The sequence below is a fragment of the Oceaniovalibus sp. ACAM 378 genome, from assembly GCF_008085915.1.
Classification (GTDB): domain Bacteria; phylum Pseudomonadota; class Alphaproteobacteria; order Rhodobacterales; family Rhodobacteraceae; genus Oceaniglobus.
Genome location: NZ_VSJK01000018.1, coordinates 67,240 through 79,496 on the forward strand (window position 1 = coordinate 67,240; position 12,257 = coordinate 79,496).

Consider the following 12,257-nt stretch of genomic DNA (forward strand, 5'->3'; position numbering starts at 1 on the left):
ATGCGCAACAGGGTCAGAACGGCAATCTTTCCGGTGGCGGGCTTGGGGACACGGTTCCTGCCAGCAACCAAGGCAACTCCGAAAGAGCTGCTGCCGGTCATCGATACTCCACTGATCCAGTTTGCCATCGACGAGGCGCGGGATGCCGGGATCGAACGGATGATCTTTGTATCGCACCCGTCCAAAGCCGCGATCGAGCGTTATGTGCGCGACGATACCGGACTGCGCGAACACCTCTGCGCCAAAGGCAAGTCCAAGCTGGCCGATAGCCTGCGCGACAGTGCGCTGAACGCAGACACCCACGACATCGTTTTCGTCATGCAGGACCAGCCGCTTGGTCTGGGTCATGCGGTGCTTTGCGCCCGTGACCACCTGTTGCCCGGTCCGGTCGCCGTGATCCTGCCCGATGACCTGATTTTGGGTGAACGCGGTTGCCTGTCGGAAATGATCGCCGCCTATGATCCCGCGCGGGCAGGGCATCTGATTGCGACGATGGATGTCGAGCCGCACGAGACGTCGTCTTATGGTGTGCTGTCAGTGCGCGCCCGCTGCGGCGCCATGGCCTTTGCCGACGGCATCGTCGAAAAGCCGGCACCCGAGGTCGCTCCGTCGCGCACGGCGGTTGTCGGGCGCTATATCCTCGATCCGGCAATTTTTGCCCGTCTGGCCGAACAGCCCGCGGGTGCCGGGGGTGAAATTCAGCTGACCGATGCGATTGCCCACGGTGTCGCCAGTATCGGTCTGGCGGGGTTCGGTTTCTCGGGCACGCGGTTTGATTGCGGATCAAAAGCGGGCATGTTGCGCGCCACCCTGCACCGCGCGCGGCAGGATCCGCAGTTCGACGCGGTGTTCGCAGAATACGACCTGCCGGCAATGCTTATTGCCGCCGAATAACGGCTCCGGCGGCCCGGGACAGTTGTTTCCATGGGCCGTCTGCCGTGAGTCTGTTGTGAAATCGCCGTCGCAACGGCCAATCCGCCGTCCCAAAACGGGAGGCATCCCTAATGTCGTATCCCCCGTTTTATAGCGTTAAATCAAGCCATGGCGTCTTTGGTGGTCAGCGCGGGCACCTTGGCGTAAAAAGCGCCGCCGTCTGTGCCGCCGCGCTGACGTGTCAGATGATCCCCGCTTCTTTCAGTTCGGCCTGCCTTTCAGCCGACAGCCCCAACAATTCGCCATAGACATAATCGTTGTGCTGGCCCAGTTCCGGACCGACATGACGCACCTTGCCCGGAGTTTCGGACAGGCGGGGCGCTACATTCTGCATCTTTATCATCCCGAAATCCGGATGTTCGATGTCGATTATCGCCTCGCGCGCTTTGAAGTGCGGATCTTCCATCATGTCCGCCGCTTTATAGATCAATCCGCAGGGCACGCCGTTATCGTCCAGCAATTTTTGCAGATCCTCCAACGCAACCGTTCTGGTCCAGGCGTTGATCAGGTCATCCAACTCCTGCTGGTGCGCGCCACGGGCGGAATGGGTGGCGTAACGGGCATCTATCGCCAGATCGGGCTGTCCCATCGCCTCGGCCAGACGTTTGAATACGGTGTCCTGATTGGCAGCGATCAGCAGCAGTTTGTCATCGGCCGTATCGAACACGTTCGAGGGCGAAACATTGGGCAGGATCGCGCCGGTTCTTTCGCGGACATATCCGGCCACGTCGTATTCGGTCACCAGACTTTCCATCATATTCAACACGGATTCATAGATCGCTGAATCGACGACCTGACCCCGGCCAGTGCGTTCGCGGGCGTGAACCGCCATCAGCGCACCCATACAGGCATGGACGGCGGCGAGTTCGTCACCGATGGAAATGCCCATGCGCGATGGCTGGTTCGACGGATCGCCGACGACATAGCGCAGACCGCCCATCGCCTCGCCTATGGCACCGTATCCGGCACGTTTGGAATAGGGGCCGGTCTGTCCGAAACCGGTGACACGCACCATGATCAGGCGAGGATTGATGGCGGACAGTTCGTCGTAGCCCATCCCCCAGCGCTCCATGGTTCCGGGGCGGAAATTCTCGATCAGGATGTCGGTGTCCTTGATCAGTGCCTTCACCATCTCCTGCCCCTCAGGGCTACGCAGGTTGATCGTGACCGACTTCTTGTTGCGCGCGACCACCGGCCACCACAGGGATTTACCATGGGGCTTTTCGCGACCCCACTGGCGCATCGGGTCACCGACGCCGGGTTGCTCGCATTTGATCACCTCGGCACCGAAATCGCCCAAAAGCTGACCACAGAACGGCCCCGCCAAAAGCTGACCCATCTCGATCACCCGCAAATCCGTTAACGGCCCCTGCCTGTTGTCGTTTCCGGCGTCGTTCCTGCTGTCCGTCATGGGCGTTCCTTCCTGAACCACGGTCTGATCCACGGGATTGACCCGTCGCGAATCCTGTCCATATGGTGTAAAAGACTGTATGCAAAAATCAAACAGGTTTGGCGAATTTTATGGATCATGTCGAAATTATCGAGGTTTCTCCGCGTGACGGCATACAAAATGAAAAGACTTTGCTGTCTACGGATACAAAACTTGAGTTGATTCGCCGCGCGACCGAGGCCGGGGCAGGGCGGATCGAGGTGACCAGTTTCGTAAATCCCAAACGGGTGCCGCAGATGGCCGATGCCGAGGCCGTGGCAAATGCGCTGGCACGGGGCACTGGCAAACACATCGGCCTGACGCTGAACCGGCGCGGGTTTGACCGGGCGCTGGCGACCGGGCTGGACGAGGCGAACTTTGTCGTCGTCGCCTCGGACACCTTCAGCCGCAAGAACCAAGGTGTCGGGACCGAAGACAGCATCGCGGCATTCCGCGAAATCGCTGCCGAACCCCAGCCGATCCGCATTGCGGTGACCATCGCTGCCTCCTTCGGTTGCCCGTTCGAAGGCGAAGTGCCGCTGGCCCGCCTGATGCAGGTGGTCGAATCCTGCGTGGCCGCAAACCCGGTGGAAATCGCGCTGGCCGATACGATCGGCGTCGCCACCCCGCGCGACGTAACCGAACGGGTCGGGGCCGTGCGTCGTGCCTTTCCCGACATGCCAATCCGCCTGCACCTGCACAACACCCGCAACACCGGGATCGCAAACGCCTGGGCCGGGATCGAGGCCGGAGCACGGGCGCTGGATGCGTCCTTTGGCGGTGTCGGCGGTTGCCCATTCGCGCCGCGCGCCACCGGCAACATCGCGACCGAAGATCTGCTTTACATGCTCCACAGGTCGGGGGTCAAAACCGGCATGGATCTGGACCTCGCGATCGAAACCGCCGAATGGCTGCAGGCTCAACTGGGGCATGAAGTGCCGGGAATGGTGATGAAGGCAGGCGGGTTTCCGAATGCGGCTGCATGACGGAAACGCCCAAACTACCGGCGGCCGAGCAGGCATATCTCTCGATCCGCCGTGCAATTCTGACCGGTGAACTGGAAGAAGGCGAACGCCTGACCGAGCAACGTCTCGCAGCCGATCTGGGCCTCTCGCGCACCCCGGTCCGCGAGGCGATCAGCCGCCTGATTCTCGAGGGGTTTGTCGAGAAACAGCAAGGCTACACCACTCGTGTGGCGCAGTTCCCGCAGGACGAGATCGAGCAGGTTTTCGACATTCGCTGCCGTTTGGAAGGCTATGCAGCCCGTCGTGCTGCTACTTTTGCAACAATCGACCAGATCTCGGCGCTGCGCGACACCTGCACCGAAATGGCGGCGGCGCTGCCGCCGAAATCACCGATGGATTACGAAATCATCGCTCGGGCCAACGAAAGATTCCACCGCACAGTGGCCGAGGCCGCCCGCGCGCCCCGATTGCAGGCGCTGCTCAGTCTTGCCGTGGATGTGGGGCTGGTGGCGCGAACCTATGAGGTATACTCGGCCGACGATCTGAAACGGTCGCTGCGTCACCATATCGAACTGACCGATGCGATTGCGGCGCGCTCGGAAACCTGGGCCGAGCACGTCATGTCGGCCCATATCATGTCCGCCAAAACCGCCGCCCGGGGCCGCGGATGACCCGGCCAGACTATACCCGCGTCGCCGCCGATCTGACCCGCGGTTTGATGGCCTTCACCCGGACGCTGCGCGACACCGGCATCGACGACCGCACGCGCGAACTGGTCAACGTCCGCGTCTCACAGATGAACCGCTGCGCCTTTTGCGTCGATACCCACATCCGCCACGCAAAGGGTTTCGGCGAAACCGACACGCGGCTGCATCACCTTGCGGTCTGGCGCGACTCACCGCTGTTCGACACCCGCGAAAAGGCAGCCTTGCTCTGGGCCGAAACTCTGACCGACCTGCCAAAGGATGGCGTTTCTGACGATATTTACGAATCCGTAAGCGCGTCCTTCGATGATCGGGCGCTGTGCGAGTTGACCTTCGTCGTGACGACGATCAATTCTTGGAATCGCGCAAGCGTTGCCTTCCAATTACGGCCGGACCGGTCGAACAAAGACTGACCCCGGCTTCTCCTTGCCTAAATACTCCCGCCGGAGGCCCAAATTTTCTTCGAAAATTCGTCTCCCCTCCGGTCAGGATGCTGGTCAGATATATCGCGACACGACGTTTTCCAGACTCTCCTGTCGTCCCGAACGCGGTTCAGGGCGTGGGTCGGCGGTCACGACCGCGTCGTGAATCTGGTCCAGCGACTGTCCCAGCATCGCCTGCGCCTCGGGGGTGGTCCATCCGGCATAGCGCGCCGCCCGCGCATCCTCCAGCACGCCGTCGCTCAGCATCGCCGCCGCTGCCTTCAGCCCGCGGGCGCAAACGTCCATGCCGCCCACATGCGCTGCGACCAGATCGATAGGGTCCAGCGATTGGCGCCGCAGTTTCGCATCAAAGTTGGTGCCCCCCGTCGTGAATCCACCAGCGCGCAGCACTTCGTAATAAGCAAGCGTCGCCTCGCGCGGGTTGTCGGGAAACTGATCGGTGTCCCAGCCGGACTGATAGTCGTTGCGGTTCATATCGATGGAGCCGAAAATGCCAAGCGACGCGGCCATGGCAAGTTCGTGTTCGAACGAATGCCCGGCCAGAATTGCATGACCCTGTTCGATGTTCACCTGCACCTCATTCTCAAGTCCGAACCGTTTCAGAAAGCCGTAAACGGTGGCAACGTCATAGTCGTATTGGTGTTTGGTCGGTTCCTGAGGTTTCGGCTCGATCAGGATTGCGCCCTTGAAACCGATCTTGTGCTTGTACTCCACGACCTTCGACAGGAACGCTCCGGCCTGTTCCGCTTCACGGGTCAGGTCGGTGTTCAGCAGGGTTTCATAACCTTCGCGCCCGCCCCACAGGACATAGTTCTGCCCACCCAGTTTCATCGTTGCGTCCATGCAGGTTTTTACCGTGGCCGCCGACCAGGCAAAGACATCCGGGTCGGGGTTGGTGGCCGCCCCGGACATGAAACGCCGGTGGGTGAACAGGTTCGCCGTGCCCCAGAGCAGTTTTGTTTTCGATGTTTCCATCTTTTCGCCGATGTAATCGACCATTTCTGCCAGATTGCGGGCGGTTGCGGCAAAACTGTCGGCCTCGGGGCGGATGTCGGCGTCATGGAAACAAAAGAATGGCACGCCGAGAATATCGAACAGATCGAAGGCGGCATCGGCTTTTACCTTGGCCGCTGCGAGGTCGTCCTCCTTGAACCACGGACGTTGAAATGTCTGGCCACCGAACGGATCGCCACCCGGCCAGGCAAAGGAATGCCACCAGGCGCAGGTGAACCGCAGGTGATCCTCCATCCGTTTGCCCATGACCAATTCGTCCGGGTCATAGTGGCGGAAGGCAAGGTCTGAGGTGCTGTCGGCACCTTGAAAGGAAACCGGGGCGATACCGTCGAAAAAGCTCATGTTCAGTGGTCCTTAAGCAGGTCATAGGCCGCGCGGTAACGCGCATTTTGATCGGTGAAAGCCTGTGTCAGCGCGCGGTCGGGCGCGATGCTGTGGGCGATGGGGGGCGGGGTCGCGATCTCGGCGCCGGCCCCGGTTGCGGCCATCATGCCCAGCCGTGCGGCGCCCAGGGCCGCGCCGAAATCCCCCGCCTCGGGAACGTCCAGCGTGATATCAAGCGCCGTGGCGATGGCGCTCAGCCAGTAATCCGATCTGGCCCCGCCACCCAGCGCCAGCGCCCGGTCGATCCGCGTGCCGGTCGATGCCAGTGCATCGCGGCAGTCGGCGAAGGCAAAGGCGACGCCTTCCAGCACGGCGCGGGTTGCCGCTTTGGCATCGGTGGCGTGGTCCAGATGCAGAAACTGTCCACGGATCGCCGCATCATTGTGCGGCGTCCTTTCGCCCCCGAGATAGGGCAGGAACAAGGTCCGCGTCGGTGCCGTCAGCGGCCCCAGATCGCCGGTGAGTTTGGCGGCGGATTGCCCGGTCAGGCGTGACAACCATTGCAGCGCGTCCGACGCGGCAAGGATCACGCCCATTTGATGCCATGTGTCCGGCACCGCATGGCAAAAGCTGTGCACGGCGCTGGCCGGATCGGGGCGGTATCCTGCGTTGGCGGCGAACAAGACGCCCGATGTGCCAAGCGATAGGAACGCGCCGCCGTCCTGCACCACGCCCGCACCGATGGCAGCGGCGGCATTGTCACCCGCCCCCCCGGCGACGGTTATCGCGGGCAGATCAAGGTCCACGGCCAGCTTGTCGCGCAGGTTCCCTGATGGCGCCGAGCCTTCCACAAGGTCCGGCATCTGTCCGCGTGACAGGTGGCAAGCCGTGAGCAGCTCGTCGGACCAATCCCGCGCGCCGGTGTCGAACCATGCGGTTCCGGCTGCGTCGGACATTTCGGAGACATGGTTGCCGGTCAGGAATAGCCGCAGATAATCCTTGGGCAACAGTGTTTTGGCGATGCGCGCGAAAGTGTCGGGTTCGTTTTCGCGGACCCAATCGACCTTGGGCGCGGTAAATCCGGGGAACACGATATTGCCGGTGATCGCGCGGAATTGCGGATCGGCGTCCATTGCCGCCGCCTGTTCGGCTGAGCGTGTGTCGTTCCACAGCATGCAAGGGCGCAGCACCTGATCGTCGCCGTCGATCAGCGTCGCGCCGTGCATATGCCCCGACAGACCCAGCCCCGCAACATCGCGGCAATCGTTCTGTTCTCGCAGGGCGCGCAGGGCCTCGACAGCCGCGCTGCACCAGCTTGCCGGGTCTTGTTCCGACCAGCCGTCGTGGGGCCGCTGCACCGTCAGTGGCACGGTATGTTCTGCAAGAACGCGCTGATCTTCGTCGATCAGGATCGCCTTGAGCGATGAGGTGCCAAGGTCGAGTCCGATATAACTGCTCATGCCACTCTTTCAGGTTTCTTGCCCAGAATGATCATCCCGAGGATATCGTCGTCGGTCACATCTGCTACGTTTTCGGTGCCGACCAATTGGCCGTTCTTCATCACGGAGATCCGGTCGCACAGCTCCATCACGTCATGGATATCATGGGAAATCAGGAAGATGCCAAGCCCCTGACGTTTCAACTCGGCGATCAGCTCGCCCACCATCTTGGTTTCCTGCGGTCCCAAAGCGGCGGTGGGTTCGTCCATGATCAGGATACGCGCGTTGAAATACACCGCCCGCGCGATGGCCACCGATTGCCTTTGTCCGCCGGACAGCGCCGACACGGGTGAAGCGAAATTTTTAAAGTTCGGGTTCAGTCGATACATGATCTTGCGCGTCTCGGCCTCCATCTGCGCATCGTCCACGAACCCCAGCCGCGTGACCAGCTCGCGCCCCAGAAACAGGTTCGATGCGGCATCCAGATTGTCGGCCAAGGCCAGCGTCTGATAGATCGTTTCGATGTTATAGGATCGCGCATCGCGGGGATTTTTGATTACCGCCTTTTCGCCGTTGACGAAAATCTCGCCCGAATCCGCCTGATACGCACCGGAGAGGCATTTGATCAGCGTCGATTTGCCTGCGCCATTGTGGCCCAGCACGCCCACGACCTCGCCGGGATACAGATCGACAGAGACACGATCGACCGCCTTGATGCCGCCAAAGGCAATCGAGATGTCGCGCAACTCGACCAGCGGGGTTCCGGATCTGTCAGTCATTTCAGTTTCCATTTCCGGCCTCACTTGGATTTGCCGCGATACAGGATGTCGAGATACACGGCCAGCACCAGGACCGAGCCGACCACAACCTGCTGGATGGCGGCGTCAAAGCCGATCAGCACCATGCCGGTCTGCAACGATTGCATCACCAGTGCGCCAAGGATTGCACCATAGATCGTGCCGATCCCCCCGGCCAGCGAGGTGCCACCGATCACCGCTGCGGCGATGACATAAAGTTCGTCCAGCGTGCCCAAGGCGTTGGTGGCCGAATTCAGCCGCGCACTGGCGACGACCGCCGACAGCCCGGCCAGAAAACCCATCATCGCGAAGATCTTGACCGTCATCATCCGGGTGTTGATTCCGGCCAGTTCCGCCGCCTCGGGGTTGCCGCCGATGGCGAACACATAGCGGCCAAAACGCGTGCGGTTCATCAGGATGGTCATCAGAATGCCGACCGTGATCAGGATCAGCACCGGAATGGCGAAACCGTGGCTGATGAAGATCCCCTCTTCGGGCACCTTGATCCCCTCTCGTTGTGCATATTGGCGCACGATTCCCTTTGGCCAGGGATAGGAATTCACCAAAAGCACTGCGCCAATGGCCACACCACAGGCCAGAACCGCCAGAAACACATCGGCCCAGACCGGGCGCAGGGCGAACTTGAACTTGCGCCGCTGGCGTCTCCCGTTCAGGCTCAGCGCGACGATGCCGATACAGGCCAGCGCGCCGACGATCCAACTGCCGGTCGCACCGATCGCTCCATATGGCCCGCCGCCCAGCAGGGCGAATGTGGGATCAACCGGCGAAATCGTTTCGCCCCGCGCGATCAGAAACCCCGTACCACGCCAGACCAGCAGCCCGCCGAGGGTGACGATAAAGGCCGGAATTTTCAAATAGGCAATAAGTGCGCCCTGTAACGCGCCGACACAGGCACCGGTGACCATCCCGGCGACGACGGCAATGATCCAGATCATCGGATGCCCAAGGCCAAGGATCGGTGGCAGGATATACACCTGCAACATCCCCATCACCACGGCACAGAAGCCCAGAATTGACCCGACAGACAGGTCGATGTGCCGCGTCACGATGACCAGAACCATGCCGGTCGCCATGATGCCGATGGACGATGTCTGAACCGAAAGATTCCACAGGTTGCGGGGGGTCAGGAAAGCGCCGAAATTATTGACCAGCGCACCATAGAGGTGAAACCCGACCCAGATCAGCGCCAGCGCTCCGACCATGCCGATCAGACGGGTGTCAAGCTCGGTCGCCTTCAGGAAACGGGTCAGCAGACCATCCCGCGGTTTTATCGGATCGGCGGGCGGTGAGACGGAATCGCTCATGAGGTTGGGTCCAGCATAGCGGGGATCGACTGTGCGTGCGATTGAATGCGGTGGCGCGCAAGGTTCGGTCCGGGGAAATCAGATGTGGCGCGGCGACAAGGGATCGCCGCGCCGCGCACGTCTTACTTGCAGGCGGCGACGTCGTCCGCCGCGCCTTCGCAGGCCTGTTCCTTGGAGATGTGACCGGCATCAATGACCAGATTTAGCGTCTCTTTGGTGATCGGCGTCGGCTTGAGGAAGATCGCGTTCATCTCAACACCCTTTTCCCCGCCCGACCACTTTTCGGCACCCTCGATATCGCCAAGTGCGGCACCCTTTGCCATCGCCACGGCGATTTCGGCAGCGGCACCGCCCAGATCGCGACTGTTCTTCCAGACCGAAACGGTCTGTGTGCCCCGTGCAACCCGGTTCAGCGCGGCAAGGTCGCCGTCCTGTCCGCCCACCGGAATGGTCAGACCCTGTGCGGCCAATGCGGCGATGACGCCACCGGCCATGCCGTCGTTCTCGACCAGAACCGCGTCAACATCATTGTTGTTGGCGGTCAGGATCTGCTCCATGTTTTTCTGGGCATTTTCCGGCTTCCAGCCGTCGCTGAACGCCTCGCCGACGATCTTGATGCTGCCGCCATCGACAGCGCCGCCGATGACTTCCATCATTCCGTCCAGCAGGAACTGCGCGTTGGGATCGCCCGGATCGCCCTTGATGATCGCATAATTGCCATCGCCCGCAACACCCTGCACGGTTTCGGCGATGATGCTGCCGACACCCTTGTTGTCAAAGGTCAGGTAAAAGGCGCGCGGATCTTCGATCAGACGGTCATAGCCGACGACCGGGATTTCCTCGGCGGCGGCCTGGTCGAGCGCCGGGCCGATGGCGTCTTTATCCATGGCCAGAATGATCAGCGCGTCCGCACCCTGTGCGATCAGCGCCTCGACATCGGTCAATTGTTTTGCGGCAGAGGCCTGTGCGTCGGACGAGATATAGGTTGCGCCCAATTCCTCAAGCTTGGCCTTGATCGCGGCTTCGTCGGTCTTCCAGCGCTCTTCCTGAAAGTTCGACCAGCTGACGCCGACGGTCATCGAATGGGCGTCGGCAAAGGCCATGGATGTAAGTGATGTGGACAGCGCAGCGGCTGCCATAAGCGTAAGGCGCATGGTTTCCTCCCGGATGCTGCCACCGCTCTCGGGCGGCAGTCAGTTGCAGTGTTTGCCAACTCACCATGGCGAGATTCATTTCACCTGTCAAAACAGATAGTTTGCGGCGCGATCCAAAGTGCGCGACGGTGCCGCGAGCGGAGAAGGGCATTTGCGGTGACACAGAAAGACGTTGCGGGTACCGGGAAACCAAAGGCGGCCCCTGGTGCGGTGGTCCGCGCGGCGGTCTTGTGTCTGTTGGCGCTCTCTGCGGCCGCAGCGCCTGCTGTGGCCGGGGTGCGATTCATCGACCGATCGGCGGACCTGCCGGTGCAGCACATCTATGACGGCGGATGGGAGCATTTCGTCGGCGGTGGTGTGGCGATATTCGATTGCAACAGCGATGGTTTCGCTGATCTGTTTGTCGCTGGCGGCGAAAATCCCGCGACGCTGCTGATCAATCGGTCGCTGGCTGGCGGTGCGATCCGCTTTGGTTTGGGCGATTTAACTCCGCTTACCGGCGTCCCCGGGGCCTATCCGCTGGACGTTGACGGCGACGGTCTGCTTGATCTGGCAGTGTTGCGGGCGGGGGCGAATGTCATGCTGCGCGGACGCGGTGACTGCACTTTTGAGGACGCGACCAAGGCATGGGGCATCGACCCGGGCCAAGGCTGGACCACAGCGTTTTCCGCAACATGGGAGGCGGGCGCGGATCGCCCGGTGCTCGTCTTTGGCAATTACGTCGACCGCAGCAATCCGAAGGGGCCGTTCGGGACCTGCGACACCAATGTGCTGATGCGGCCCATTGCAGGGGGATATGACGCGACCACCCTTGCGCCCGGGTTCTGTGCGCTGTCGATGCTGTTTTCCGACTGGAAACGGCAGGGCCGCGCCGATCTGCGGATCAGCAATGACCGACACTATTACGTGCGCGGCGGATCGGAACAGATGTACGACATGGCAGCGGGCCGTTTTCTGGGACCGGATGACGGGTGGCCGGACCTTTTCCTGTGGGGCATGGGCATTGCCAGCCGCGATATTACCGGAAACGGTCTGTCCGAAGTGATGCTGACTTCGATGGGCGATCAGTTGTTGCAATTCGCGCTCCCCGGTGGGGTCTATGAAAACGTGCCTTACAGTTTCGGCAGCTATGTGCAGCGCCCGTCAACGGGAGACGACGGGCGGCCTTCGACCGGGTGGCACGCCGAATTCGGCGATGTGGACAATGACGGCTGGTCCGATCTGTTCGTGGCAAAGGGCAACGTCGATCAGATGCCGGGCAATGCGGCGAAAGACCCCAACAACCTGTTGATCCGCACGCCTGACGGCCCGTTTGTCGATCGCGGCGCAGAGGCGGGCGTGGCCAGTCCGCATCGCAGCCGGGGGGCGGGGCTGTATGATCTGAACCTCGACGGGCGGCTGGATCTTGTGGTGGTGAACCGCCGTGCGCCGCTTGAGATCCATGAAAACGTCACAGATCCGGTGGGCGGCTGGTTGCAGGTTGAAGTTTCTGCCGGGCCGCCCAACACCCATGGCGTCGGTGGTTTTCTTGAACTGCGCCTGCCGGATGGGCGGGTTGAGTCTCGCGAGATCACCGTGGGCGGTGGCCATGCGAGCGGTCAGGCGGGGTTGCATCATTTCGGACTGGGAACGCTGCGCGGCGCGGCTGTTCGGCTGATCCTGAACGGTGCTCCCGGTCCATGGCAGGATGTCGCGGCGAACAGCCGGATCACGCTGTCGCGCTGACCCGG

General features: G+C 61.6%; 11 protein-coding genes. 5 read left to right on the forward strand and 6 right to left on the reverse strand.

Features of this window, described 5'->3' with window-relative positions; genetic code table 11:
• Nucleotides 1-894 carry a UTP--glucose-1-phosphate uridylyltransferase gene (locus FQ320_RS20265; protein ID WP_148475149.1) on the forward strand — a complete coding sequence of 298 codons (894 nt, stop codon included), beginning with the start codon at nucleotides 1-3 and terminating at the stop codon, nucleotides 892-894.
• Nucleotides 895-1,114: 220 nt separating this feature from the next.
• Here the strand turns inward: FQ320_RS20265 and FQ320_RS20270 are convergent, their stop codons facing one another.
• Nucleotides 1,115-2,344 carry a CaiB/BaiF CoA-transferase family protein gene (locus FQ320_RS20270; RefSeq protein WP_148475150.1) on the reverse strand — a complete coding sequence of 410 codons (1,230 nt, stop codon included), beginning with the start codon at nucleotides 2,342-2,344 and terminating at the stop codon, nucleotides 1,115-1,117.
• A 110-nt stretch (nucleotides 2,345-2,454) separates the two neighbouring features.
• On the opposite strand from FQ320_RS20270, the gene FQ320_RS20275 reads away from it, so the two are divergent.
• From FQ320_RS20275 to FQ320_RS20285, 3 genes are read left to right on the forward strand one after another with little or no spacing between them, the layout of a single operon-like run.
• Nucleotides 2,455-3,348 (forward strand): hydroxymethylglutaryl-CoA lyase, encoded by an 894-nt coding sequence (locus tag FQ320_RS20275; RefSeq protein WP_148475151.1) that lies wholly within the window; start codon nucleotides 2,455-2,457, stop codon nucleotides 3,346-3,348.
• Nucleotides 3,345-3,998, forward strand: coding sequence for a GntR family transcriptional regulator (locus FQ320_RS20280; RefSeq protein WP_148475152.1), 654 nt, complete (start codon nucleotides 3,345-3,347; stop codon nucleotides 3,996-3,998). Before FQ320_RS20275 ends, FQ320_RS20280 begins: the two co-directional genes overlap by 4 nt.
• Nucleotides 3,995-4,444 (forward strand): carboxymuconolactone decarboxylase family protein, encoded by a 450-nt coding sequence (locus FQ320_RS20285; protein ID WP_148475153.1) that lies wholly within the window; start codon nucleotides 3,995-3,997, stop codon nucleotides 4,442-4,444. The genes FQ320_RS20280 and FQ320_RS20285 overlap by 4 nt, the downstream gene beginning before the upstream one ends.
• Before the next feature lie 84 nt (nucleotides 4,445-4,528).
• On the opposite strand, the gene xylA is transcribed toward FQ320_RS20285, so the two are convergent.
• From xylA to FQ320_RS20310, 5 genes are all read right to left on the reverse strand, one after another.
• Nucleotides 4,529-5,830: a xylose isomerase gene (gene xylA / locus FQ320_RS20290; RefSeq protein ID WP_148475154.1), complete on the reverse strand. Its 1,302-nt coding sequence runs from the start codon at nucleotides 5,828-5,830 to the stop codon at nucleotides 4,529-4,531.
• Between the two features lie 2 nt (nucleotides 5,831-5,832).
• Complete coding sequence (xylB, locus tag FQ320_RS20295) at nucleotides 5,833-7,272, reverse strand: xylulokinase (protein ID WP_148475155.1); 1,440 nt, start codon at nucleotides 7,270-7,272, stop codon at nucleotides 5,833-5,835.
• Nucleotides 7,269-8,030, reverse strand: a complete 762-nt coding sequence (locus tag FQ320_RS20300) for an ATP-binding cassette domain-containing protein (RefSeq protein WP_148475156.1) — start codon at nucleotides 8,028-8,030, stop codon at nucleotides 7,269-7,271. Before FQ320_RS20300 ends, xylB begins: the two co-directional genes overlap by 4 nt.
• Before the next feature lie 20 nt (nucleotides 8,031-8,050).
• On the reverse strand, nucleotides 8,051-9,373 hold the full coding sequence (locus tag FQ320_RS20305; RefSeq protein ID WP_148475157.1) for a sugar ABC transporter permease: 1,323 nt from the start codon (nucleotides 9,371-9,373) through the stop codon (nucleotides 8,051-8,053).
• Nucleotides 9,374-9,495: 122 nt separating this feature from the next.
• The gene (locus FQ320_RS20310) at nucleotides 9,496-10,527 is read right to left on the reverse strand and encodes a substrate-binding domain-containing protein (protein ID WP_148475158.1); all 1,032 of its coding nucleotides are present in this window, start codon (nucleotides 10,525-10,527) and stop codon (nucleotides 9,496-9,498) included.
• Nucleotides 10,528-10,683: 156 nt separating this feature from the next.
• Here FQ320_RS20310 and FQ320_RS20315 point away from each other — a divergent pair, with 156 nt between their 5' ends.
• Nucleotides 10,684-12,252, forward strand: a complete 1,569-nt coding sequence (locus FQ320_RS20315) for a CRTAC1 family protein (RefSeq protein ID WP_255509637.1) — start codon at nucleotides 10,684-10,686, stop codon at nucleotides 12,250-12,252.
• Nucleotides 12,253-12,257: the final 5 nt, after the last annotated feature.